This window comes from Bradyrhizobium sp. STM 3809, from assembly GCF_000239795.1.
Classification (GTDB): Bacteria; Pseudomonadota; Alphaproteobacteria; order Rhizobiales; family Xanthobacteraceae; genus Bradyrhizobium.
The window spans coordinates 1-24,407 of sequence record NZ_CAFJ01000279.1 but is presented as its reverse complement, the minus strand read 5'-3'; the positions used below and the strand labels follow the sequence as shown (position 1 = coordinate 24,407).

The 24,407-nt window shown below is 66.7% G+C and carries 25 protein-coding genes; 9 read left to right on the top strand and 16 right to left on the bottom strand.

Features of this window, described 5'->3' with window-relative positions; all coding sequences use genetic code 11:
- Positions 1 to 94: 94 nt before the first annotated feature.
- The 7 genes from BRAS3809_RS15920 to napE all read right to left on the bottom strand — a co-directional run bounded on the left by BRAS3809_RS15920 (position 95) and on the right by napE (position 7,624).
- On the bottom strand, positions 95 to 1,336 hold the full coding sequence (locus BRAS3809_RS15920) for an acetamidase/formamidase family protein (RefSeq protein WP_008963138.1): 1,242 nt from the start codon (positions 1,334 to 1,336) through the stop codon (positions 95 to 97).
- A 213-nt stretch (positions 1,337 to 1,549) separates the two neighbouring features.
- Positions 1,550 to 3,178 carry an amino acid ABC transporter permease/ATP-binding protein gene (locus BRAS3809_RS15915; protein WP_008963137.1) on the bottom strand — a complete coding sequence of 543 codons (1,629 nt, stop codon included), beginning with the start codon at positions 3,176 to 3,178 and terminating at the stop codon, positions 1,550 to 1,552.
- A gap of 267 nt (positions 3,179 to 3,445) precedes the next feature.
- Positions 3,446 to 4,108: a NapC/NirT family cytochrome c gene (locus BRAS3809_RS15910; protein WP_008963136.1), complete on the bottom strand. Its 663-nt coding sequence runs from the start codon at positions 4,106 to 4,108 to the stop codon at positions 3,446 to 3,448.
- Positions 4,105 to 4,575, bottom strand: coding sequence for a nitrate reductase cytochrome c-type subunit (locus BRAS3809_RS15905; RefSeq protein WP_035656422.1), 471 nt, complete (start codon positions 4,573 to 4,575; stop codon positions 4,105 to 4,107). Before BRAS3809_RS15905 ends, BRAS3809_RS15910 begins: the two co-directional genes overlap by 4 nt.
- Before the next feature lie 5 nt (positions 4,576 to 4,580).
- On the bottom strand, positions 4,581 to 7,085 hold the full coding sequence (gene napA / locus BRAS3809_RS15900) for a nitrate reductase catalytic subunit NapA (protein ID WP_008963134.1): 2,505 nt from the start codon (positions 7,083 to 7,085) through the stop codon (positions 4,581 to 4,583).
- A 15-nt stretch (positions 7,086 to 7,100) separates the two neighbouring features.
- Positions 7,101 to 7,421 carry a chaperone NapD gene (locus tag BRAS3809_RS15895; RefSeq protein ID WP_008963133.1) on the bottom strand — a complete coding sequence of 107 codons (321 nt, stop codon included), beginning with the start codon at positions 7,419 to 7,421 and terminating at the stop codon, positions 7,101 to 7,103.
- 17 nt (positions 7,422 to 7,438) lie between these two features.
- On the bottom strand, positions 7,439 to 7,624 hold the full coding sequence (napE, locus tag BRAS3809_RS15890) for a periplasmic nitrate reductase, NapE protein (protein ID WP_008963132.1): 186 nt from the start codon (positions 7,622 to 7,624) through the stop codon (positions 7,439 to 7,441).
- A gap of 388 nt (positions 7,625 to 8,012) precedes the next feature.
- On the opposite strand from napE, the gene BRAS3809_RS15885 reads away from it, so the two are divergent.
- The 6 genes from BRAS3809_RS15885 (at position 8,013) to BRAS3809_RS36640 (ending at position 12,672) form a co-directional block, all read left to right on the top strand.
- A complete protein-coding gene (locus tag BRAS3809_RS15885) occupies positions 8,013 to 8,969 on the top strand; it encodes an aliphatic sulfonate ABC transporter substrate-binding protein (RefSeq protein ID WP_008963131.1) in 957 nt (318 codons plus the stop codon).
- A 36-nt stretch (positions 8,970 to 9,005) separates the two neighbouring features.
- The gene (gene ssuD / locus BRAS3809_RS15880; protein ID WP_008963130.1) at positions 9,006 to 10,181 is read left to right on the top strand and encodes an FMNH2-dependent alkanesulfonate monooxygenase; all 1,176 of its coding nucleotides are present in this window, start codon (positions 9,006 to 9,008) and stop codon (positions 10,179 to 10,181) included.
- Positions 10,178 to 10,984: an aliphatic sulfonate ABC transporter permease SsuC gene (ssuC, locus tag BRAS3809_RS15875; protein WP_008963129.1), complete on the top strand. Its 807-nt coding sequence runs from the start codon at positions 10,178 to 10,180 to the stop codon at positions 10,982 to 10,984. The genes ssuD and ssuC overlap by 4 nt, the downstream gene beginning before the upstream one ends.
- A 10-nt stretch (positions 10,985 to 10,994) precedes the next feature.
- Positions 10,995 to 11,855, top strand: coding sequence for an ATP-binding cassette domain-containing protein (locus BRAS3809_RS15870; protein WP_008963128.1), 861 nt, complete (start codon positions 10,995 to 10,997; stop codon positions 11,853 to 11,855).
- Between the two features lie 14 nt (positions 11,856 to 11,869).
- Positions 11,870 to 12,445 carry a flavin reductase family protein gene (locus BRAS3809_RS15865; protein WP_008963127.1) on the top strand — a complete coding sequence of 192 codons (576 nt, stop codon included), beginning with the start codon at positions 11,870 to 11,872 and terminating at the stop codon, positions 12,443 to 12,445.
- 71 nt (positions 12,446 to 12,516) lie between these two features.
- On the top strand, positions 12,517 to 12,672 hold the full coding sequence (locus tag BRAS3809_RS36640) for a hypothetical protein (RefSeq protein WP_008963126.1): 156 nt from the start codon (positions 12,517 to 12,519) through the stop codon (positions 12,670 to 12,672).
- Positions 12,673 to 12,686: 14 nt separating this feature from the next.
- On the opposite strand, the gene BRAS3809_RS15855 is transcribed toward BRAS3809_RS36640, so the two are convergent.
- From BRAS3809_RS15855 to BRAS3809_RS15815, 9 genes are all read right to left on the bottom strand, one after another.
- A complete protein-coding gene (locus BRAS3809_RS15855; RefSeq protein ID WP_170323296.1) occupies positions 12,687 to 13,037 on the bottom strand; it encodes a hypothetical protein in 351 nt (116 codons plus the stop codon).
- Between the two features lie 91 nt (positions 13,038 to 13,128).
- A complete protein-coding gene (gene flbD, locus BRAS3809_RS15850; protein ID WP_008963124.1) occupies positions 13,129 to 14,508 on the bottom strand; it encodes a sigma-54-dependent transcriptional regulator FlbD in 1,380 nt (459 codons plus the stop codon).
- Between the two features lie 55 nt (positions 14,509 to 14,563).
- Positions 14,564 to 14,911 (bottom strand): flagellar motor switch protein FliN, encoded by a 348-nt coding sequence (gene fliN / locus BRAS3809_RS15845; protein ID WP_008963123.1) that lies wholly within the window; start codon positions 14,909 to 14,911, stop codon positions 14,564 to 14,566.
- Between the two features lie 29 nt (positions 14,912 to 14,940).
- Entirely contained in the window at positions 14,941 to 15,558 is a 618-nt protein-coding gene (locus BRAS3809_RS15840; RefSeq protein WP_008963122.1) for a FliH/SctL family protein, read from the bottom strand.
- The gene (gene fliG, locus BRAS3809_RS15835) at positions 15,558 to 16,646 is read right to left on the bottom strand and encodes a flagellar motor switch protein FliG (protein WP_008963121.1); all 1,089 of its coding nucleotides are present in this window, start codon (positions 16,644 to 16,646) and stop codon (positions 15,558 to 15,560) included. Before fliG ends, BRAS3809_RS15840 begins: the two co-directional genes overlap by 1 nt.
- A gap of 46 nt (positions 16,647 to 16,692) precedes the next feature.
- Complete coding sequence (gene fliF / locus BRAS3809_RS15830; protein ID WP_008963120.1) at positions 16,693 to 18,291, bottom strand: flagellar basal-body MS-ring/collar protein FliF; 1,599 nt, start codon at positions 18,289 to 18,291, stop codon at positions 16,693 to 16,695.
- Between the two features lie 330 nt (positions 18,292 to 18,621).
- On the bottom strand, positions 18,622 to 18,897 hold the full coding sequence (sciP, locus tag BRAS3809_RS15825; RefSeq protein ID WP_002714638.1) for a CtrA inhibitor SciP: 276 nt from the start codon (positions 18,895 to 18,897) through the stop codon (positions 18,622 to 18,624).
- A 271-nt stretch (positions 18,898 to 19,168) separates the two neighbouring features.
- Positions 19,169 to 19,867 carry a flagellar hook assembly protein FlgD gene (locus BRAS3809_RS15820; RefSeq protein ID WP_008963118.1) on the bottom strand — a complete coding sequence of 233 codons (699 nt, stop codon included), beginning with the start codon at positions 19,865 to 19,867 and terminating at the stop codon, positions 19,169 to 19,171.
- 12 nt (positions 19,868 to 19,879) lie between these two features.
- On the bottom strand, positions 19,880 to 21,475 hold the full coding sequence (locus BRAS3809_RS15815; protein WP_008963117.1) for a flagellar hook-length control protein FliK: 1,596 nt from the start codon (positions 21,473 to 21,475) through the stop codon (positions 19,880 to 19,882).
- 359 nt (positions 21,476 to 21,834) lie between these two features.
- Here BRAS3809_RS15815 and mnmA point away from each other — a divergent pair, with 359 nt between their 5' ends.
- From mnmA to BRAS3809_RS15800, 3 genes are all read left to right on the top strand, one after another.
- A complete protein-coding gene (mnmA, locus tag BRAS3809_RS15810) occupies positions 21,835 to 23,028 on the top strand; it encodes a tRNA 2-thiouridine(34) synthase MnmA (RefSeq protein ID WP_008963116.1) in 1,194 nt (397 codons plus the stop codon).
- Positions 23,029 to 23,055: 27 nt separating this feature from the next.
- Entirely contained in the window at positions 23,056 to 23,691 is a 636-nt protein-coding gene (locus tag BRAS3809_RS15805) for a class I SAM-dependent methyltransferase (RefSeq protein ID WP_008963115.1), read from the top strand.
- 69 nt (positions 23,692 to 23,760) lie between these two features.
- Positions 23,761 to 24,111, top strand: coding sequence for a hypothetical protein (locus BRAS3809_RS15800; RefSeq protein ID WP_008963114.1), 351 nt, complete (start codon positions 23,761 to 23,763; stop codon positions 24,109 to 24,111).
- Positions 24,112 to 24,407: the final 296 nt, after the last annotated feature.

Here is a 24,407-nt window from a genome sequence, read left to right as displayed (position 1 = left end):
CTTCGCGACACACTCGGAGTGGTCATATGCGATAGCCCTGCCCGCGAGCGGGAGAGGGCGCACCTTGCGCTTGGCGAGAGCGTGCCCCACGCGCTCACTCGCACCGGAACACGTTCTTCCGGATCGTGCCATGCACGCCCCAATTCGCATCCACCACCTGCGTGACACCAAAGTCCGCGCCGACGGACATCAGCGAGATCGCCTCGTCCTCGCTCAAGTGATGCACTGTCATCAGGAAGCGGCGGAGCTTGCGGAAGGCGTCGCGCATGGCGCGGTCGAGGCTGGAATGGTTGGCGATCTCGGTCTGGGCGTTGGCGCCGAGCTCGGCGAGGTAGTTCGGATAGGTGAAGCCGTAGACCGACCAGGCCTCGCTGGTCTCGAGCAGAGGATGCGTCAGGCCATCGAGCTGGGTGCCGCCGAGATCGCTCTTCTTGTGCAGGATGAACTCGAAATCGCCGGTCAGCGAGGTTTCGATCGCGGTGCCGCCGAGCTCGCTGTCGCCCTGCGCGGCATGGGGATCACCGACCGAGAAATAGGCGCCGGGCACGGCGACCGGATAATACATCCGCGCGCCCTTGCCGATGCGCCAGTCGTCGATGTTGCCGCCGGTGTAGCTCGGCGGAATCGAGGACACGTAGTCCGCCTCGGACGGCGCCAGCCCCATGGTGCCGAAATGCAGCCGCGCCGGCACCTTGATTCCGGGCAGGATGTTCTCGCGCTTCTTGATCGTGGTGTGGTCGACCGGCACCCCGGGATAGTCGATGGTCGGATGCACGATGCCGTCCGGATCGGTCTGCGGCGTCCAGACGTAGTTGTAGACGGCCTTGGCGAACGGCTCGCCTGACGTGTCGAGCTCGAAGATGGTGACGACCTCGCGCGGCTTCGGCTCCTCGATCAGATCGTGATAGTGGAAGCCCCAATTGGCGGCGGCGTTGGAGCCGAAGCATTTGCCGGCGTGGCAGCCGCATTGGCTCGGCCGCGGCCGGATGTCGAGGATGCGCACCTCCAGCACGTCGCCGGGTTCTGCCCCTTCGATCGCGACCGGGCCGGTCAACAGATGCACGCCGATGCCTTCGCCTGAGCCGCGGATGAACGGCCCCTCGATCGGCCCCGAGCCGCGCCGCGCCACGGCCTTGTGTTCCTTCGTCCACTTGAACACGCTTTCGGCGCCGGGATCGTCCTTGATCATGCGCTCATAATCGTCATTGGCGTGGTGCGTCAGCGTCTCGATCGTGGCGCGATCGCCGGAGCGTAAGGTGAGCGCAGGGGTCACCACCTTGGAGAAATAGCCCCAATGGACGGTTTTGTTGGACACCGGCAGCAGATGGTGCTTCATGCGAGGGCCTCTTTGCTCAGAGATCGAGATAGTTACGTCGTAGTTTGCAGACGGGCCTCATGGTTCGAGACGGCGCTGCGCGCCTCCTCACCATGAGGGGCGAGAGCCGCATCAGGTCGGAGAGCCTCGACCCACCCACAGACCTCATCCTGAGGAGCCCGCCATAGGCGGGCGTCTCGAAGGATGGCCGCGGGCTCGCTGCGAACCACACGCTCATGCTACGGCGTCCTTCGCGCGTTCGGCATCCATGACCGAGAGGAAGCGCGCGGTCACGGGATGGCGCGGGTTGGTCAGCACCTCGTGCGCCGGTCCCTGTTCGAGGATGACGCCGCCATTGAGGAAGGCGACGCGGTCGGCGACCTCGTCGGCGAAGCGGATCTGATGCGTCGAGATGATCATGGTGAGACCGTCGTCGATCGCCAGCCGGCGGATCACCTCGAGCACCTCGTTGACCAGCTCGGGATCGAGCGCCGACGTCGGCTCGTCCAGCAGCAGCACGCTCGGATTCGGCGCCAGCGCGCGGGCGATCGCGACCCGCTGCTGCTGGCCGCCGGAGAGATGTCGCGGCAGCGCATCGGCGCGATGCGACAGTCCGACCCGCTCGAGCAGTTCCATGGCGCGGCGTTCGGCCTCGAAGCGCCCCATGCCGTGCACCCAGCGCAGAGGACCGGCGACGTTCTCCTTCGCTGTCAGATGCCCGAACAGGTTGAACTGCTGGAACACCATGCCGACGCCGACATTGGCGCGCTCGTTGGCGATCGCGCGCGGCGACAGCTTGCGGCCCTTGTCGTCGAAGCCGAGCTTGCGGCCGCCGACGCGGATCTCGCCGGCATCCCAGTTCTCCAGATGATTGATGCAGCGGAGCAGCGTGCTCTTGCCGGAGCCGGAGGGACCGAGCAGTGCGATCACCTCGCCGATGCGCACGGTCAGATCGAGCCCGTCGAGCACGGTGTTGCCGTCATAGGCCTTGCGCAGCTCCTTGACTTCGACCGCGACGTTGTTGCGGGCGATCGTCGCGGCGCGCCGGGCGCGGTCTTCGATCGACAGCGCCAGGGGCGGCGTCTCCTTCAGTTCGGCGGGCTCGGGCGGCACGGCCTCGACGGCCGGAGCAGTCTTCTCCGCCAGCTCCAGCTTGGTCGCGAGATCAACGCGGCGCCACGGCAGGTAGTCGGCGAGCTTGCGCTGCTTCGCCGTGCGATCAAGATCGAGTAGCCATTCCAGCGCGAGCTGGATGACGCTGATGGCGCCGGTCAGGCCGAGATAGAGCAGGCCGGAGGCGAAGAAGATCGAGAAGAAGTCGAACGTGGAGGACGCGAGCTGCGTCGAGCGCAGGGTCAGCTCCTGCACGGCGATCACGGAGGCGAGCGAGGAGTTCTTCAGTGCACTGACCGCCTCGTTGCCGAAAGCGGGGATCATGGTGCGGATCGCCTGCGGCGCGATGATCCGGCGCATCAAGACACCCGGCGTCATGCCGAGCGCCTGGCCGGCCAGCAGCTGGCCGCGATCGACACCGAGCACCCCGGAGCGCAGCATCTCGGCGATGAAGGGCGCCTCGTTGCAGGCGAGCGCAAGGCCTGCGGCCAGCACCGCCGGCAGCTTGATGCCGATATGCGGCAGCGCATCGTAGGCGAACACCATCTGCAGGATCAGCGGCGTGCCGCGAAAGATCACGGTGTAGCCGCGCGCGATCGCTGCCAAGAACCAGAACCGGCTGAGCTGCATCGCCGCGAGGACGAGACCGAGAACGAGTCCGCCGATCAGGCCGAGCGCGGTGACCTGCAGGGTCAGCTCGATGCCCTGGATCAGATACGGCATGCTGAGATAATGCAGGAAGAGGGACATGAGCGTGCGGCCTGCGAGGTGCTTAGTGCGTAGGGTGAGGCGCGACGCGCCGTGCCCACCGCGATCATCGTTTGGAAGCAATGGTGGGCACGCTGCGCTTTGCCCACCCTACGAAGTTGTTCAGAGTCGGCATGTAGTCGCGCATTAAGTGCTGCGCTCCCCTCCCCCCCCTTGTGGGGGAGGGCNGGGGAGGGCCGCCCCTCCCCGCAAGGGGGAGGGGAGCGCAGTGTGCTCGGAGCGACGGCTCTCGTCTCTTTCGAAACAGACCTACTGCCAGCCCGGCACACCCCTCATGTCCGGCAAATGATGCGCGATGCCCTTGTGGCAGTCGATGCAGGTCTTTTCGCCGGTGAAGAGGAAGCGTTGGTGCGCTTCCACCGCGCGGGGCGATTGCTTGGTGATGTCCATCGATTGCGCGCTGTGGCAGTTGCGGCACTCCAGCGAATCATTCGCCTTGAAGCGCGCCCATTCGTGCAGCGCCAGCTCCAGCCTTCTGTCGACGAACTTCTCGCGGGTGTCGATCGAGCCGAACAGATGGCCCCAGACCTCCTTCGATGCCTGCATCTTGCGCGCGATCTTGTCGGTCCAGTTGTGCGGCACGTGGCAGTCCGGGCAGGAGGCGCGGACGCCGGAGCGGTTGGAGAAATGCACGGTCGTCTTCAGCTCGGCGAACACGTTATCCTTCATCTCGTGACAGCCGGTGCAGAACTTCTCGGTGTTGGTGAGCTCGAGCGCGGTGTTGAAGCCGCCCCAGAAGATCACGCCGGCGACGAAGCCGGCGAGCACCAGCACGCCGAGCCCGAAGATCGAGCTCGGCTTGAGCAGCACGTCGATCAAATCGAGCACGAAGTGCCAGGCGCGTCGGATGAGGCCGAGGCGTTTCTCGGGGGCCGGCGTTCCCGTCCCCTGCGGGATGTCGGCGCTGCTCATCGCTTGGCACCGGGCTTGTCGTGCGACAGCACGGTGTCGATGTCGACAAAGTCGTTGCTGACGGGCGGCGTGGCTGTGCTCTGCGGCACGTGGCACTGGGTGCAGAAGTAGCGGCGCGGCGACACCGAGGCGAGGAACTGGCCGTCGCGGTCCATGAAATGGGTGATCGACAGCATCGGCGCCTTGGATTCGGCGGTGCGCGCGCGGGCGTGGCAGGACAGGCATTTGTTGCCCTGGATGTCGACCTGGTAGCCGTCGATCGAATGCGGGATCACCGGCGGCTGTTCCGGATAGTTGCGCACCTCCTTCTCGGCGGTGTTCTTGGTCGGCTGCATCGGCGGCGCCGGGCCTTCGTCATTGAGCGGCGTTGGCCCGCGCAGCGAGGACGAGACGCTCTGGGCGAGCAGGGCGCTCGAGCCGGCCGCCAGGCTGGCCGCGAGCAGCATCATCGCGAGTTTCTTGATCATGTCGGTCACACCCGCTCGATGCGCACGGCGCATTTCTTGTAGTCGGTTTGCAGCGAGATCGGATCGGTGGCGTCGAGCGTCACCTTGTTGATCAGCTTGGACTCGTCGAACCACGGCACGAAGACGAGGCCGCGCGGCGGCTTGTCCCGGCCCCGCGTTTCCACGCGGGCGCGGATGAAGCCGCGCCGCGAGGCGACTTTGACTTCATCGCCGCGGCGCAGATTCGCTTCCTGCGCGTCGTCCGGATGCATGAAGCAGACGGCTTCGGGAAACGCCTTGTAGAGCTCGGGCACGCGGCGGGTCATCGTGCCGGAATGCCAGTGCTCGACGACGCGGCCGGTCGACAGCCAGAACGGATAATCCTTGTCGGGCGATTCCGCCGGCGGCTCGTAGGGCAGCGCGAAGATGCGGGCCTTGCCGTCCGGGAAGCCGTAGAACTGCACGCCGGTGCCGGGCTTCACGTAAGGATCCGAGCCCTCGCGGAAACGCCAGCGCGTCTCCTTGCCGTCGACGACCGGCCAGCGCAGGCCGCGCTCCTTATGGTAGCTCTCGAACGGCGCGAGGTCGTGGCCATGGCCGCGGCCGAACGAAGCGTATTCCTCGAACAGGCCCTTGTGGACGTAGAAGCCGAACGCCTTGGATTCGTCGTTGGCGTAGCCCGGCTCGATCTCGTCGAGCGGGAATTTGTCGACCTGGCCGTTCCTGTAGAGCACGTCGAACAGCGTCTTGCCGCGTAACTCCGGCTTCTTGGCGATCAGCTCCTCGGGCCAGACCTCCTCGATCTTGAAGCGCTTGGAGAACTCCATCAGCTGCCACAGGTCCGAGCGCGCCTCGCCGGGCGCCGCGACGAGCTGATGCCAGAACTGGGTGCGGCGCTCGGCATTGCCATAGGCGCCCTCCTTCTCGACCCACATCGCGGTCGGCAGGATGAGGTCGGCGGCGAGCGCGGTGACCGACGGATAGGCGTCGGAGACGACGATGAAATTGTCGGGGTTGCGGAAGCCCGGATAGGTCTCCTCGTTGGCGTTCGGGCCGGCCTGGAGATTGTTGTTGACCTGCACCCAATAGGCGTTGAGCAGGCCGTCCTTCAGCATCCGGCTCTGCAGCACCGCGTGATAGCCGGGCTTGTCGGGAATGGTGCCTTCCGGCAGCTGCCAGATGTGCTCCGCCTTGGTGCGGTGTTCCTTGTTGGTGACGACCATGTCGGCCGGCAGGCGGTGCGAGAAGGTGCCGACCTCGCGCGCGGTGCCGCAGGCCGAGGGCTGGCCGGTCAGCGAGAACGGGCTGTTGCCGGCCTCGGCGATCTTCCCCGTCAGCAGGTGGATGTTGTAGACGAGGTTGTTGCACCAGACGCCGCGGGTGTGCTGGTTGAAGCCCATGGTCCAGAACGAGACCACCTTGGTCTTGGGATCGGCATAGAGCTCGGCCAGCGCCTGCAGCCGGTTCAACGGCACGCCGGACATCTCGGCGGCCTTCTCCAGCGTGTAGTCGGACACGAACTTCGCATACTCGTCGAATGAGATGTCGGTGGCGTCGTTGGCCTTGGCCGCGCCGGTCGCCTTCTTCTGCAGCGGATGCTCGGGCCGCAGGCCGTAGCCGATGTCGGTCTGGCCCTTCTTGAACACGGTGTGCGCCGACACGAAGTCCTTGTTGACGCGGCCTGTCGTGATGATGTGGTTGGCGATGGCGTTGAGGATGTAGAGGTCGGTCTGCGGCTTGAACACCATGCCGACATCGGCGAGGTCGAACGAGCGGTGCTCGAAGGTCGAGAGCACGGCGACCTTGACATGCGGCGCCGAGAGCCGTCGGTCGGTCACGCGGGTCCACAGGATCGGATGCATCTCCGCCATGTTGGAGCCCCACAGCACGAACGCGTCGGTGGCCTCGATGTCGTCGTAGCAGCCGGCGGGCTCGTCGATGCCGAAAGTACGCATCATGCCGGCGACGGCCGACGCCATGCAGTGCCGCGCGTTGGGATCGATGTTGTTGGTGCGGAAGCCGGCCTTGAACAGCTTGGAGGCTGCATAGCCTTCCCAGATCGTCCACTGACCCGAGCCGAACATGCCGACGCCGGAGGGGCCGCGCTTCTTCAGCGCGTCCTTGAACTTCAGCGCCATGATGTCGAAGGCTTCGTCCCAGCTGACAGGCGTGAACTCGCCGTTCTTGTCGTATTGGCCGCCCGTCTTGCGCAGCATCGGATGCGTCAGGCGGTCGTGGCCATACATGATCTTGGACAGGAAGTAGCCCTTGACGCAGTTGAGGCCGCGATTGACCTCGGCCTTGATGTCGCCATGGGTGGCGACGACGCGATTGTCCTTGGTCGCGACCATCACGCTGCAGCCGGTGCCGCAGAAGCGGCACGCGGCCTTGTCCCATTTCAATTCGGTGGCCTCGCGCTCGGTGACGAGGTTTGCCGCGCGTGCAACGGTGGGCATGCCGGCGGCTGCAGCCGCGATGGCGGCGGCTTCCAGCTTCAGCATCTGGCGGCGGTCGAGCTTCGGTTCGGTCATGATGGTCTCGGTTGATTAGCCGGCGTCGATGGCGTGAAAGACGAGGCAGGCGGAATGCACCTGCGGCAGCAGCCCGATGCGGTTCATGGTGGCGCCGAGCGCGCCCGCATCCGGCGCATCGACGACGACGATCAGCTTGCCTCTGTCGTCGCGCGCGTGGATCTCGCAGCCGTCCAGCGCTGCGATGTCGGCGGCGACGCGATCGAGCTGATCGGGACGGGTCTGCACGATGATGCTGGCAATCTCGCCGGCGGGCGGCGCGACCACGGGCTCAGCGGTCAGCACGCGGCCGGTGATCAGCGCGCGCCGGTCGAAGGAAGTGCGAGGGGAGAGCATGGGAAGCGTCCTTCCGGTCAGTGCGCGGCGGGCGGGCCGGGAGGACCGGCCATCATCTGGTAGACCCACACCGTCAGCCCGTAGGAGCCGACGGTGGCGACGGCGAGCGCGGGCATGATCACGGCGGTGAGGAAGAGGAAGGCAAAAATTTCTATGCGTCTGCGACGCGCACGCGCGTTCGCATCGCTGCCAACGAGCGACATGAGAGAATTCTCTGCTATGTGTGCGGGGGGAGAGTGTGCGGCATCCGGGCCGCGCCTGATGTTACATTAAAAGAGCTGCGCGGAACCGGCGTTGACGTGGATCAAGGCCGGAATCGGCACCCTCCCGCCGAAGCGCTTTGCCGGATTCGCGTCACGCCGTCCCTGATCCATGGTTGATGGGCTGTGAAGATGCGTAATTGCGTCGCAGCGGGGTGAAAATTTATCGCTGCTTTCCGTCCTCGGCTCGAAACAAACATCCCGCGCCTGCGCGGCCGCATAGGACCGGCATCGCTATTTTTCCGGGGTGCTCGACACGCCCGCCGGCCCTCACCATCATTGCCTCTCGCATTGCATCAACGTGGATGCGCAGTCGTGATCGGAGAGGGCAATGAAGCGTCGTGATTTTCTGAAACTGTCCCTGGCATCGGCCGCGGTGATCAGCTGCGCGGCGCCGCTGCATGCCGAGGGCAAGCCGAAGGAGATCCGCATCGGCACCCAGAAGGGCGGCTTCTTCCCGGCCGTGCGGGCCCGCGGCACGATCGAGAATGCGTTCAAGGCCGACGGCATCAGCGTGGTCTGGGTCGACTTCCAGTTCGGTCCGCCGCTGCTCGAGGCCATCAATGTCGGCAGCGTCGATTTCGGCTATGTCGGCGACGCACCGCCGATCTTCGCCCAGGCCGCCAGCGCCAAGATCCGCTATGCCGCGGCCGTCAAGCAGAACGGCAGCACGCAGGCGATCATCGTGCCGAAGGACTCGCCAATCAAGACGCTGGCTGATCTCAAGGGCAAGCGCATCGCGTTCGGCAAGGGCTCGAGCGCGCACAATCTTCTGGTCGCGGCGCTCGAGAAAGCCGGCCTCGCCTGGAGCGACATCACGCCGGCGCCGCTCGCGCCCGCCGACGCGACCGCCGCTTTCGTGAAGGGATCGGTCGACGCCTGGTCGATCTGGGATCCCTATCTCGCGCTCGCCGAGATCAAGGAGAACGCGCGCGCGATCGTGTTCGACAAGGACGTCCACAAGCCGAACTCCTTCTACATCGTCGGCAGCGATTTCGTCGAAAAGTACCCGGCCATCGTCGCCAGGCTGAACGCGGCCTTTGCCGCCGAAGGCGTATGGGCCAACGCCCATCACGAGGAGGTCGCCAAGGCGCAGGCCGAGGCCACCGGCGTCGATATCGAAGCCGTCAAGCGCTTCGTCGACCGCTCGGTCTACAGCGTGGTGCCGATCGACGACGAGATCATCAAGAGCCAGCAGGCGGTCGCCGATCGCTTCGCCCGCGTCGGGCTCATTCCAAAGCCGGTCAACGTCGCCGACATCGTCTGGAAGTGGACGCCGTCCACCTGACCTGAATTCGATGACATCAGTTCGAGAGAGATTACTATGAGCAACGCGTCGAAGCCCAACGTCCTCTGGTTCCTGCCGACCCATGGCGACGGCCGCTATCTCGGCACCTCGCAAGGCGGCCGCGAGGTCAATTTCAACTATCTGCGCCAGATCGCGCAGGCCGCCGACCAGCTCGGCTATTACGGCGTGCTGATCCCAACGGGGCGCAGCTGCGAGGATTCGTGGATCGTGGCCTCGGCGGTGGCGCCGTTCACCGAGAAGCTGCGCTATCTCGTGGCGGTGCGCCCCGGGCTGCAGTCGCCGAGCGTGGCCGCGCGCATGACCGCGACGCTCGACCGCGTCAGCAACGGGCGGCTGCTCGTCAACGTCGTCACCGGCGGCGATCCGGTCGAGAACAAGGGCGACGGCATCTTCCTGTCGCATGAGGAGCGCTACGAGGTCACCCGCGAGTTCCTCACCGTCTACAATGCGCTGCTCGAGGGCGAGGCGGTCAACTTCTCCGGCAAGCACATCAAGGTCGAGGACGGCCGCCTGCTGTTCCCGCCGGTGCAGTCGCCGCGGCCGCCGCTGTTCTTCGGCGGCTCGTCCGACGCCGGCATCGACGTCGCCGTCGACACGGTCGAGAAGTATCTCACCTGGGGCGAGCCGCCGGCCGACGTCGCCGCCAAGATCGCCAAGGTCAAGGCGGCCGCCGACAGTCGCGGCCGCAAGCTGTCGTTCGGCATCCGCCTCCACGTCATCGTGCGTGAGACCAATGAGGAAGCGTGGGCGGCGGCCGACGATCTCATCAAGCACGTCACCGACGAGACCATCGCCTCGGCGCAGAAGATCTTCGCGCGGATGGACTCGGTCGGCCAGCAGCGCATGTCGCAGCTGCATGGCGGCCGGCGCGACAAGCTCGAGATCAGCCCGAATCTGTGGGCCGGCGTGGGCCTGGTCCGCGGCGGCGCGGGCACCGCGCTGGTCGGCGATCCCGACACGGTGGCGGCGCGCATCCGCGAGTATCAGGACATCGGCATCGATACCTTCATACTGTCGGGCTATCCGCATCTCGAGGAGGCCTATCGCTTCGCCGAACTGGTGTTCCCGAAGCTCGGGCTGAACGCGGTGGAGCAGGGCGGCAATGTGACGAAGCTCCGCGCGAATACGGGGCCGTTCGGCGAGACCATCGCCAATGAGCATCGTCCCCTGCAGCGGGCGTCACAGTCATGAGCCTGATCGAAAGCCTTCCCAAGGTCCGCAAGCTGACCGTCCCCAGGGCGGATGGCTTGCTGCCCTGGCTGGTGCCGCTCGGAATCATCCTGATCTGGCAGGCGGCCTCGGTCGCCGGCCTCGTCTCGCCGCGCGTGCTGCCGGCGCCGAGCGACGTCGCGCGCGCCGGCTGGAAGCTGCTGTGGTCCGGCGAACTCGGCCGCAACATCTGGGTCAGCTTCTGGCGCGCCTCGATCGGCTTCCTGATCGGTGGCGGCATCGGCTTCGCCTTCGGCCTCGCCAACGGACTGTCGCAACTGTCGTCCAAGCTCACCGACACGACGCTGCAGATGATCCGCAACGTGCCGCATCTGGCGCTGATCCCGCTGGTCATCCTGTGGTTCGGCATCGACGAGAGCGCCAAGCTGTTCCTCGTCGCGCTCGGCGTGTTCTTCCCGGTCTATCTCAACACGCTGCACGGGATTCGCACCGTCGACCCGCAACTCATTGAAATGGGCCGCGTCTACGGCATGACGGACGGCGAGTTGTTTCGCCGCGTGATCTTCCCCGGCGCGCTGCCGTCGATCTTCGTCGGCCTGCGCTTCGCGCTCGGCATCATGTGGCTCACCCTGATTGTCGCCGAGACGATCGCGGCGTCCTCGGGCCTCGGCTACATGGCGATGCAGGCGCGCGAGTTCATGCAGATCGACGTCGTCGTGCTCTCCATCCTGATCTACGCCCTGCTGGGCAAGGTCGCCGACAGCGCGTCGCGGCTCTTGGAGCGGCTGACGCTGTCCTGGCATCCGGCCTTCAGCAAGCATTGAGGTTACGTAAATGCAGCAAGTGCTCCGCCTTCCCGTGTCCAGCACTGAGGCGATCGACGCGCCCGAGGTGATCGGGCATGCTGAGACCTTCCGACCTCACAGGAAGTCCAGCGTGACCCCGGCCAAATCCGAGACGCGCGGCCTGCCGCTGGTGATCCGCGATCTCCGCAAGGCGTTCGGCGACAACGAGGTGCTGCGCGGTATCGATCTGGAGATCCCGGCCGGCCAGTTCGTCGCCATCGTCGGCCAGAGCGGCTGCGGCAAAAGCACGCTGCTGCGGCTGATCGCCGGCCTGGACAAGCCCACCTCCGGCACGATCAGCTTCGGCGACACCGCCGCGCGCGCGGAGGACGTCCGCGTGATGTTCCAGGAGCCGCGGCTCTTGCCGTGGGCGCGGGTGCTGGCGAATGTCGAGGTCGGGCTCGGCCGCGACCGCAAGGCGGCGGGCGCGCATGAGCGCGCCCGGCAGGCGCTCGAGGAGGTCGGCCTCGCCGAGAAGCGCGACCAGTGGCCGGCGGTGCTGTCGGGCGGCCAGAAGCAGCGCGTGGCGCTGGCGCGCGCCCTGGTCAGCGGGCCGCGCCTGCTGGCCTTCGACGAGCCGCTCGGCGCGCTCGACGCGCTGACCCGGATCGCCATGCAGCGGCTGCTGGAGCGCGTCTGGGCGGACCAAACGTTTACCGCAATCCTGGTCACCCATGACGTGGCCGAAGCCGTCGCCCTTGCTGATCGGGTCCTGGTGATCGAAGATGGCCGGATGGCCGAGGACATCACGGTCGATCTGCCGCGCCCGCGCCAGCGCGGCTCCGCCGAGCTCGCGGCGCTGGAAGGCTCGATCCTGGGCCAGTTGCTTGGACCGGGCACGACGGGGTAGGAAAGATCAACGCAATGAACTCCATCGTCCGCCACATGCCTGATGCCACGGCGCTCCAGCCGGATTTCCGCTCTGCGATGCGCCAGCTGGTCGGCGGCGTCAGCGTCATCACCGTCGGACGGGGCGACGAGATCACCGGCATGACGGTGAGCTCGCTGTCATCGCTGGCGGTCGATCCGCCGTCGATCATCGTCAGCCTCAACCGCAACGCCTCGTCCTGGCCAATCCTGCAGCGCGAGCGCGTGTTCGGGGCCAATCTGCTGGCGGCGGACCAGATCGGCGTGGCCGAACGGTTCGCGGGTAAGGGCGGCCTGCGCGGTGCCGAGCGTTTCGTCGGCGCCGAGTGGCGCAAGCAGGTCACCGGCGTGCCGCTGCTGGTGGGGGCGCTCGCCACGCTGGATTGCGAAGTCGAGGAGATCATCGAGCGGCATTCCCATGCCATCGTGATCGGCAAGGTGGTCCACGTTGCGGTCGCGCAGCAATCCGCTGCCCTGGCGTATTGGCATGGCAGCTATGTCGCTGTCGATCGCGACGACGATCTTGGCCGGCTGGCCGCGCTCAGCGTGCCCGATCCGCGGTTGACGCCCTAGCCGGGGGGCCGCGCTGGCGCCCAGCCGACAGAGGCCGTAAAAGCCATCGTCGGCCTGCAGCAGCGGAAATCATGAAACGGATCGGAACCTGGGCGCTCTACGCGATCGGCACGGTCGCGATCCTCTACCTCGCGCTCTATGCCTATGCGGCCTTCACCCAGCGTACGTTCACGCCGGGCGACCCGATCCACATCTTCCGCAATCCGCAGGCGCCCAGCTATTCGTAACGCGACACGCTGCGCTAACGCCTGGGCCGCAACGACTCACGCACCCACGGATCGGTCGACTGCGCGCAGTCCTGCAACTGCATCCAGTCGGCTGTCAGGAACACAACCCTGCAGCGGCGCCAGACCCGCGTCTGTCTCTCGCCGTCGGCGGAGATCGCGACGTCGGACAGCGAGAGGTGAGGGGGCCGCCAGCGATAGCGCCGCTCGTTGTCCCAGCCGTCGCATCCGCCGCTGCCGCACGCGAGCGTGCGCGTGATCAGTCTGCCCCGCTGCGCGAAGCACCAGCTGCGCGCTCCCCATTCCTCGCCGGATGACGGCTTCACCAGCGGCGCGTGGGAGGTCTGCTCCCAGCAGCCGGCCAGCACGCCGCGGCTCGCAGCGTGGGCCTCCACAATGAGAAGCGGCGCGCTCGCGATGAGCGCGCCGCCGAGAACGAGGCGAAAAATACGGGCCAGTCTACACCGCGCTCGGCATGCGCGGCGTGTCGCCGGCGCCGGGCGGCGGGATCGGCACGCCGCCGTCGGCATATTCGTTGAGCTTGTTGCGCAACGTGCGGATCGAGATGCCCAGAATGTTGGCCGCATGTGTCCGGTTGCCCAGGCAGTGCTTCAAGGTCTCCAGGATCAGGTCGCGCTCGACGTCCGCGACGGTGCGGCCGACCAGGGCGCGGGTGACCTGCTCGGCGGCCATCGTAGCATGGGCGACGGCCGGCTGCGCCTTGCCGATATCGAGGCGGGCGCCATCGGGGGTCAGGATCGCATCCGGCCCGATCTCGTCACCCTGCGCCATCAGCACAGCGCGATGCATCGTGTTCTCCAGCTCGCGCACGTTGCCCGGCCAGCGGTTGGTGGTGAGGATGCGCTTGGCCTCGGCCGAGATCGGCCGCAGCGGCACCGCATTGGCCTCGGAATATTTGCGCGCGAAATGCTGCGCCAGCTCGAGGATGTCGGCCGGGCGTTCGCGTAAGGGGGGGATCTTGAGGTTGACGACGTTCAGCCGGAACAGCAGGTCTTCGCGGAACGTGCCTTCGCGCACGGCATCCGCGAGATTGCGATTCGAGGTCGCGATGATGCGGATGTCGACGGGGACGGGGCGGGTGCCGCCGACTCGGTCGATCACGCGCTCCTGGATGGCGCGCAGCAGCTTCGACTGCAGCCGCACGTCCATCTCGGAGATTTCGTCCAGCAGCAGCGTGCCGCCATTGGCCTCCTCGAACTTGCCGATGCGGCGGGCGACCGCGCCGGTGAACGCGCCCTTCTCGTGGCCGAACAGCTCGGACTCCAGGAGATGCTCGGGGATCGCGGCGCAGTTGATCGAGATGAACGGACGCTTGGCGCGGGCCGAGCGGGTGTGGACATAGCGCGCCAGCACCTCCTTGCCGGTGCCGGACTCGCCGGTGATCATGACCGAGGCGTCGGAGCCCGCGATCTGCTGGGCGAGCTTGATCACCTTGGCCATCGCGTCATCGCGATACACCAGGTCGCGGCTGTCGTTGGCGACGGCCGCGAGCACCGCGGCGATCAGCTCCGGATCCGGCGGCAGCGGAATGTATTCCTTGGCGCCGGCGTGGATGGCGGCGACTGCGGCGCGGGCGTCGCTGGTGATGCCGCAGGCGACGATCGGCACGTGGATGTGCTCGGCGTCGAGCCGCATCACCAGGTCGCGGATGTCGAGCGCGACGTCGACCAGCAGGAGGTCGGCGCCCTTGCCGCCGCGCAACACCCGCATCGCCTGTTCGTTGTCCTCGGCGTGGGTGACGGTGGCGCCATTCTCCATGGCGATCTTGGTGGCCGCCGTCAGCTGGCCCTTCAGCGTTCCGACGATGAGAAGCCGCATGTTCGTCTCCTATACGGTCGCGCCGCTTCCGATCAGCGCGCGGGGATCATGTCTGTCAGTTGCGGTCGGACTTGATGATTTCCGTCATCGTCACGCCGAGCTTGTCTTCCACCAGCACCACCTCGCCGCGCGCCACGAGGCGGTTGTTGACGTAGATGTCGATGGCCTCGCCGACCTTGCGGTCGAGCTCGAGCACCGTGCCCGGCCCGAGCTTGAGCAGCTCGCCGACATCCATCTTCGAACGGCCGAGCACGGCCGAGACCTGCACCGGCACGTCGAACACCGCTTCGAGATCTGCGGCGATGCGCGCGGCGTGCTCCTCCTCGGTATAGCCGGTGTCACCGGAGATCGGCGGCGCGTCCGCGGAATTGAGGTCGGGCAGCGGGATCTCGTTGTCGCTCATGACTTAACTCCCTTGGCCACCGCAGCGGCCTAGCTCTTCTTGGACGCCATGTAGCGTCCGACCAGTTCGTTGATCTTGGCGTCGATCGCGGCACGCTCCAGCACCACGCCGCCGTCGGCCCATTCGATGCGGCAATCGCCCGTCGCGATCTCCGGCTCGGCCAGGATCACCAGGCGTCCCTCGAAGCCGCTCTGCTTGGCGAGTCTCTCGATCTTCTCGCGGGCGAGCTCGTAGAGCGTATCGTTGATGCGCAGCACGAGGTGCGGCGTGGCCACCAGATGCGCGAAGCAGTCGTGCACCAGGCCGGTGATCTCGCCGAGCGGCTCGGCCTCGATCAGCGCGGCGCAGAGCTTGCGGGCGACCGCGACCGCGACATCCACGGCCTCCGTCTCCATCCGCTGCTCGATGTTCGAGAAGCGTGCGGAGATGCCCTGCAGCTGGATGTTGATCTGCTCGAGCGCCGCGGCGACGCGACGGTCGGCTTCGACCTTGGCTTCGCGCTGCGCGGCCTCGTAGCCGTTGCGGTAGGCGGCGACTTCGGCGGCTGCGACCTTCTGTGCGATCTCGGCGGCCGAGGCGCCGCGCTCGCGCGTCTTCTCCGGCGCGGCAAAGTCGGTATCGAACAGGAACTTCGCGGGCTGAGCCATCAATACACCAGTTCGTCGTCGGCGCGGTTCTTGCTGAGCATGATCTCGCCCTTGGCGGCGAGGTCCTTGGCGAGATTGACGAGCAGGGCCTGCGCCTCGTCGACGTCGCGCAGGCGCACCGGTCCCATCGCGGCCATGTCGTCCTGCAGCATCTTGGCGGCGCGGGAGGACATGTTGCCGAAGAAGAAGTTGCGGACTTCCTCGTTGGCGCTCTTCAACGCCACGCCGAGCTTGTCCTTGTCGACGTTGCGCAGCAGCGTCTGGGCCGAGGCGGAGTCGAGCTTGATCAGGTCGTCGAAGGTGAACATCAGCGCCTTGATGCGCTCGGCGGATTCGCGGTTCTCTTCTTCCAGCGAGGTGATGAAGCGGGTCTCGGTCTGGCGGTCGAAATTGTTGAAGATCTCGGCCATGACCTCATGGGCGTCGCGGCGGCGGGTCTGCGACAGGTTCGACATGAACTCGGTGCGCAGGGTCTGCTCGACGCGCTCGATGACCTCCTTCTGCACCGCTTCCATGCGCAGCATGCGGCCGATGACGTCGAGCGCCATGTCCTCGGGCAGGATCGCGAGCACGCGTGCGGCATGCTCCGGCTTCAGCTTGGACAGCACCACCGCGATAGTCTGCGGATATTCGTTCTTGAGGTAGTTGGCGAGCACCTCTTCCTGGACGTTGGAGAGCTTCTCCCACATGTTGCGGCCGGCCGGGCCGCGGATCTCGTCCATGATGCCGTTGACGCGTTCCGGCGGCAAATATTGCTGCAGCAGCCGCTCGGTGGCGTCGAAATTGCCCATCAGCGCGCCCGAGGCCGACATCCGCGAGACGAATTCGAGCATCAGGTCCTCGACGACGTCGGCCTCGACCGTGCCGAGCGTCGACATCGCCAGCGACAGTTCACGCACCTCGTCGTCGTCGAGCTGCTGCCAGATCTTGCCGCCATACTGCTCGCCGAGCGCGAGCATCATGACGGCCGCGCGTCGCGGCCCGCTCAACGGCTCGGTCTTCTCGCGCTGCGCCTGGCGGCTCGCAAGCGTCGCGATGACGGTGGAGATGTCGTTGGCGTTGGCGTTCTGCGTTTGCGGGAGCGACATGGCGATCTACGTTCTTTTCACTTCAGATGGTTCACGTCGATGAGGATCAGTTCTGCTGCGGCTCGGCGAGCCACTGGCGGATGATGGCGGCGGCCTCGCCCGGGTTGCGGTCGGCCAGCTCGCCCACCCGATGGACGGACTGGGCGTGGACCTGACCTTGGACCTGGGCGACGTCGATCAAAGCGGCGGTCTGCTGGGCGTGGGCCTGCGATTGAGCGGTTTCGTCGGTGATCGCCGGAACGGGGGTGGCCGCGGCGATCTCTTCCGTCGAGATGATCTTCTTGACCAGCGGCCGCACCACCATGATCACCACGACGATGCCGAGCAGCATCATCACGGCGAGCTCGATGACGTACATCACGTCATCCTTGGTGAAGTTCAGCATGCTGAGGAAGCCGGTGGGCTCGTTGATCTGCGGCACGGTCGGAGCGTCGGCGAACTTCAGATTGACAACCTCGACCTGGTCGCCGCGCTTCTGATCGAAGCCGATGGCGGAGCGGACGAGGGCGGCGATCCGGTCGAGCTCCTCCTTGCTGCGCTCCTTGTAGACCAGCTCGCCCTTCTCGTTCTTGGAGTAGGCGCCGTCGACCAGCACCGCGACCGAGATGCGATTGACCCGTCCGGCCTCGGTGACTTCCGTCTTGGTGGTCCGGGAGATCTCGTAATTGTTGGTCTCTTCGGTCTTTTTGCTCTGGTCCTTCGGCTGCTGCGGCGACTGGTTCTGCTGGTTGCCGGGCAGCTCGTTGTTGACCGTGACCTGACCGTTGCTCTCCGACGTCGCCGACTGCTCTTCGCGGGTCTGGCTGGAGCGGAGCACCCGTCCTTCCGGATCGTAGCGGTCGGAGGTCTGGGTGATGCGGTTGAAGTCGAAATCCGCTGACAGCTGGACCCGGGCGCGGCCCGACCCGACCACCGAGGAGACGATGTCCTCGACCTGCTTGCGCATCCGCTTCTCGAAGGCGTTGCGCCGCTCGTCGCCGACCTGCTGGTCGATGTCGGTCTGGGTGCCGTCGGCCAGCAGCTGCCCGGCCTCGTCGACGATCGACACCCGCTGCGGCTTCAGGCCGTTGACGGCCGAAGCGACGAGGTGGCGGATGGCGCGGATCTGGTTGGCTTCGAGAGAGCCGCGCACGCGCACGACGATCGAGGCCGACGGCTCCGGCGTCTCGCGCGAGAACAGCGGCCGCTCGGGAAGGACCAGATGGACGCGCGCCGCCTGAACGCGGTCGATGGCGCGGATGGTGCGGGCGAGCTCGCCCTCCAGCGCCCGGAGATGGTTGATGTTCTGGACGAAGCTCGTGGTGCCCAGCGCGTCCGACTTGTCGAAGATCTCGTAGCCGACGCCGCCGCCCTTGGGCAGGCCGCTCTCGGCGAGCTTCATGCGCAGCCGGGTCACCTTGTCCTTCGGGACGAGGATGACGCTGCCCTCATTGCGCATCTCGAACGGAATGCCCTGCCGCTCCAGATCCTTGATGATGCCGGCGGAGTCGTCCATGGTCAGGTCGGTGAACAGGGTGGTCATCTGCGGCGTGGTCACCCGCATGATGACGAAGCCGAAGAAGCCGATCAAAGCGGCCGTGACCGCGATCATGGCGGTCAGCCGAGCGGCGCCCAAACCCTTCAGAAAGTCCAAGAGACCTTGCAAGCAACTGCCCCATAGTTCGGCGACGGGTGGCTGCTGAAAGGTGATTTGAGCTTCGCGGGCCTTTACGGCCGGTTGCAGAGATCGCGAAATTCAATCCTTAACCTTCACCGACACCCGCATTCCAGGTGGCGATCCGATCTCGCCCTGCTCTCGTCCCCGGAGGAACAGGTCGCGGAGGTTGAATCGAACCACTGGGCAATATTTGCCTATGGGAAGGTTTCGATATGGTTAACGATCGTTAAAGGGTCCTAACAAAGTGTCGACGTGCGAAAAATCGGCTTAGCGGGGCCAAGCCGATTTTCGAAAAAAGCCAGTCGCGCCGTTAACGCTTTATTGGCGATATTGCTGAATTCGGGTGGTGCGCAGCCCGGCGAGACCATGCTGGTCGATCGAGAACTGCCACGACAGGAATTCGTCGACGGTCAGGGTGTAGCGGCTGCACGCTTCTTCGAGGGACAACAATCCGCCGCGGACGGCAGCGACGACTTCGGCCTTGCGGCGTATGACCCACCTCTTGGTGCCTGGCGCAGGCAAATCCGCGATGGTGAGCGGGCTGCCGTCAGGCCCGATGACGTATTTCACCCTCGGGCGATGGGGTTCTGTCATGGCGTACTCACAAACTCTTAACCACTGAACTCACGGTAAGACCCTACGCCGCCTCGCTTAAAATTTGCCTAAGCAAAAGGCGGGAATCGGGCCCTCGGCGCCAACGCCGACGCTCCCGGCGGCTGAAAGCCCCGAGAGCGAGATCGTGGTAAATGATTGGTTAAGAGTTTCCGGCGCTTACGCCGGAATGTCGCGGTTTTGGACGAGCTGGATGTTCAAGCTCAACCGCAGGTGTATCCGACGTCTTAAGGTCGGGCCGAGGCGTTAACCGCTAGCTAACGATCCGCTGGATCTGGTTGACGGTGTAGGTCTGGCCGCCGATCGACAGCAGCGGCGGCTGCTGGGTCAGGTCGACCGAGGACACCGTGCCCTGGACCTGGGTCGTCACGGCCACCGGATTGCCGGAACTGTCCTTGGCGGCGATCGTCAGCTTGTATTGCCCGTCGGGCCATTGCGTGCCGTCGCTGCCCTGACCGTTCCAATTGTAGGCCTGATTGTTGCCGGCGCTGGCATTGTAGGTGCCGCTGAACACGGTCTGGCCGACGCTGTTGGTGATGGTCGCCGTCATGGTGCAGTCGGACGGAATGTTGAGATTCCAGCCCGCCTGGCCGCTGGCCAAGGCAGCGGTGGAGCCGTTGACCACGGCGGTCTTGCCGACGAAGGCGAGGGCCTGGGTCGCCTGCGTCGTCTGCTGCATCGTGAGCAGCGAGGCCAGCTGGTCGTTGGTCTTGAGCTGCTGCTCGACGCCGGCGAACTGCACCAGCTGCTGGGTGAACTGGTTGGTGTCCAGCGGATCGAGCGGGTTCTGGTTCTGCAGCTGCGTCGTCAGCAGCGTCAGGAAGGTCTGGAAGTTGCCCGCGATGGTCGAGCTCGCGCTCCCGCTCAGGCCGCTGCTGGAGGACGTCGTGGTGGTCGTCTTGGTCGTGCCCGAGACGGCGGGGCTTGCCGTGATTGCGTCGCCGATGGCCATGGAAGCCTCCTGTTAAACCCTGATATCGACACCGCCCTGCGCGCCGAACATCCGTCCGTAGGACCGTCCGGCGAGCTGGACCGGGACGTTTTCGTCCTCGGTCACGATCAGGCGCTGTGAGTTGCCGTTCTGCTGGTAGTCGCCGCCGTTCTGGCCGGACGAGTTCTGGTCGCGCAGCGAGAATTGCAGCCCGCTGTTGTTGCTCTTGAGACCGGCGTCCTGCAGCGCCTGCTGCAGTTGCGGCGCGGTCTGCTGCAGCATCGCCAGGGTCTCCGGCTTCTCGACCCGCAGATGCGAGGTCACCTGGCCGTTGCGGTCGACGTCGATGCGGACGTCGATGCGGCCGAGCTCGGCGGGATCCAGCCGGATCTCGAACCGGCTCTTGCCGTTGAGCGCGGAGGCCGCGATCTCGACGGCGAGGCCGTGCAGCGGCACCGTCGCCGCGGTTGCGGCGGTCGCGGTGAGGTGGGCCGAGGTGACCGGGCTGGTCGATGCGGTCGGGGTCGAGAGCTGCGGCTGCAAGGCGGCCGCGGCCTGCGCCGACGGATCGGTCACCGGCCCGCTGCTCTGGGCGTTGGCTTGTGCGGCACCGGGTTCATGCCTCGTCGACGGGGCCGGAGCGGCGTTGCTCTTCGCGGGATCGAGCTCGTTGCCGTCCGGCTTGGTGGCGGCGGCCTGTTGCGCGGGACCAGCCTCTGGAGTCTGCGGATGGGAGCCCGGTGTCTGGACAGTGGCCTGATCGGCGCTCTTCCCGGTTTCACCAGCGGCAAAGCCGGGCTTCGCCTGAGCGGCGACCTTGCCGGTCGCCTTGGTGCCGCCTTGGGCGGTGGCGTCGAGCGCCGCCGTGAAGGTCTGGTCGGACGTGGCCACGGGGTCGGTCGTCGCGGTCGCCGTGGCGTCCGCGCCCGCGGTGGTGGGATCAGCTTGGCCCGCCGTCTTGGCGGCACCGGCCGCCTTGGCCGTCGCGGCCACCAGGCCGGCCTTGGCATCGACCGAGCCGTTGAGCGCCTCGGCGGCGGTGCCGGCGGCGCCGGTCGGGGCCGGTGCGACGGAGGCACCATCGTCACCGGTCGCAACCGGACCGGCGGCGGGGCTGGCGAGCGAGATCTCCGCGGGAATCGCGACGGCCACCGGGGTCGTCACGACGGGCTGATCTGCGCCGGCGGCTTGCGCGGCCGTCGTCGCGTCCGCGGTGGCCTTGTCGCCGTCCTTTTTGTCGGTGGTCTTGGCGTCGGTGCCATCGGCGTTGTCGGTTGAGCCCTTGGCCGTCTTGTCGGCGGTCGTGTCGGACGTTGCGTCCGATCCGGCCTTGTCGGCGCGTGAGGGGCCGTTGTCGTCCTTGTCCTGCGTCTTGTCCGGGGAATTGGCCTGGCTGGTGCGATCGGCATCGCTGCCACGGCCGGCGTCGCGGGTCGGCGCGGCGTTGCTTATGCGGGATGCCGGCTGGCTGGCAGGCAGCGATGTTGCCGGCGGGTCCGGCTGCGGCGTCGCGGCATCGACCAGCGCCGAGAAGCTGCCCGACAGCTGCGAGGCGTCCTGGCGGGACGGCTTCGGCGCCGGGGTCTTGAGAGCCTGGCCGGCCTGGATGTCTGACGTGACGCTGAACACCTTGAAACCTCTCGCGATGAAACTCGACATGCGGAGGTCAGCAAGGAGCGGGCCAAGGGCGCAGGAGCTAAAAACATAAGAAATATCAGTATATTAAGTCATCGCCAGGAGCGGGGCGCGGATGCCGCGTCCCCGTCATTTCTGCCCGGCCGGCAAGATTTGCCGCTGCAGGCCATGGCCGGCGCGATTGCTTCGCAGGAAGTGCGCCTATATGAAAGACCGATGCTTCTCGTGTTGTTTCCGACCGGGAGACCGTGTCCCGACATCGCTGGGAGCAAGCCATCCGCAAAGACGGCGCATGCGCGGCGTTCCCGTGCCGGGAACTCGCAGCCTGATGCCGCGATCGCAGTGACCTGACCATGCTCAACAGTCTCGATCTCGAAGGCCGTCCCGAGGACACCAGGGTCGTCGTCGCCATGTCCGGCGGCGTGGACTCGTCGGTCACGGCTGCGCTGTTGAAGTCGCAGGGTTACGACGTCGTCGGCATCACCCTGCAGCTCTACGATCATGGCGCCGCCACCCATCGCAAGGGCGCCTGCTGCGCCGGCCAGGACATTCACGACGCGCGCAACGTCGCCGAGCGGCTCGGCATCCCGCATTACGTGCTCGACTACGAGGACCGCTTCCGCGAGTCGGTGATCGACAATTTCGCCGCCAGCTATGCCTCGGGCGAGACGCCGGTGCCGTGCATCGAGTGCAACCGTGCCATCAAGTTCGGCGACCTCCTGAAGACCGCGCGCGAGCTCGGCGCCTCGGTGCTGGCGACCGGCCACTACGTCGCCTCGCGCCGCCTGCCGGACGGATCGCGCGCGCTCGTCTGTGCCGCCGACTCCGATCGCGACCAGAGCTACTTCCTGTTCGCGACCACGCGCGAGCAGCTCGATTACCTGCGCTTTCCGCTCGGCGACATGACCAAGCCGGAGGTGCGCGAACTGGCGCGGCGCTTCGGGCTCGAGGTCGCCGACAAGCACGACAGCCAGGACATCTGCTTCGTGCCGACCGGCCGCTACACCGACATCATCGGCAAGCTGCGTCCGAACGCGATGGAGCCCGGCGAGATCGTCGATCTCAATGGCCGCGTGCTCGGCGCGCATCAGGGCATCGCCAACTACACGATCGGCCAGCGCAAGGGCCTCGGCATCGCCGCCGGCGCGCCGCTCTATGTCGTGAAGCTGGACGTCGCGACGCGCCGCGTCGTCGTCGGCCCGCGCGAGGCGCTGCGCACGCACCGCATCACCTTGCGCGAGGTCAACTGGATCGGCGACGGCGCACTGGACGCCGCCGTGCGCGACGGCCTCGAGCTGTTCGTGCGCGTGCGCTCGACACGTGCGCCGCAGCCGGCCTGGCTGCGCGGCGCCGACGGGGCCTACGAGGTCGAGCTCGTCGGCGGCGAGGAGGGCGTCTCACCGGGACAGGCCTGCGTGTTCTATGACGCGGCCTCGGGGCGCGCGCGTGTGCTCGGCGGCGGCTTCATCCAGAGCGCGGTCGCCGAGAGCGGCGCGACCGCCGGCCTCGTCCGGCCGCAGCGCGTGGCCGAGCCGGTCCGCGGCTGATCAGCACTCATCATTCAGGGCAGGGGCATGGGGGACATCGACCGCGCGAGGGTCGAAAAGGCCTACGGACGCTGGGCGCCGATCTATGATCTGGTGTTCGGCAAGGTCTTCGATCAGGGGCGCCAATCGACCATCGCCGAGGCCGACCGCATCGGCGGCCGCATCCTCGATGTCGGCGTCGGCACCGGGCTGTCGCTGTCGGATTATGCGCGCACCACCAGGATCTGCGGCGTCGACATCTCCGAGCCGATGCTGCGCCGGGCGCAGGCGCGCGTGCGCGAGCTGAAGCTGTTCAACGTCGAGACGCTCGCCGTGATGGACGCGAAGCATCTCGCCTTCCCCGATGATTTCTTCGACGCGGTGGTCGCGCAATATGTCATCACCGCAGTGCCGGACCCGGAAGCGACGCTCGATGATTTCATCCGCGTGCTGAAGCCGGGGGGCGAGCTGATCCTGGTCAACCATATCGGCGCCGAGAGCGGGCCGCGGCGCATCTTCGAGCTTGCGTTTGCGCCGATCGCGCGCCGGCTCGGCTGGCGGCCGGAGTTCCCGTGGGCACGGCTGGTGAACTGGGCCACCAGGCATGGCGGCGTCACGCTGGCCGAGCGCCGGCCGATGCCGCCGATGGGCCATTTCTCGCTGATCCGCTACCGCAAGGGCTGACCGCCGCGCCGTCGGCCGAACGGGACTTTTGGCCGGGGAACGCCAAAGCAGCGTCTGCGTTGCTCCGCCATGAGCATCAGGCAATCACTGTTCCTCTCGTTCCTGCTGGCCGCGGCCGCCACTGTGGCCCATGCCCAGGCGCCGCCGACACCGGCGACGCCGCCGCAAACCACCGCGCCGGCGCCCAACGCCAATGCGGCCTGCGCGCCCGATGCGCGTGCGACGCCGACCCCGGACGGCATCACCACCGGCCGCGCCGGCGAGCCGCTGGGCGACAAGCTCGCCAAGACCAACGGCGTGCTGTGCCCGCCGAGCGGCGTGGATCCCGAGATGCACGCGCCGACGCCCGAAGGCGGCAACACGCCGGTGATCCCGCCGCCCGGAAGCCCCGGCGGCAATCCGAACGTGCAGCCGAAGTGATCGAGGGCGGCGCGCGCAGCAGGGCGCGCCGACGGCGGCATGGCCGCGTTTTTCGCCTGCCGAGTCCTGCAACGCCTTGAGCAGTCGGGCGGAAATCGCGCGGTACGAAAACCGCTGACGGCTGCGAGCTTTGCTTGACAGCGATGGGAACGGCTCCTTATATGCCGCCCGTTCGCCAAGCCATTTGCGGTCGCTCGACCCCGGCTGGACTGTTGGCCGGACACCGTGGCGGGGTAGCTCAGCTGGTTAGAGCACGGGAATCATAATCCTGGGGTCGGGGGTTCGAGTCCCTCCCC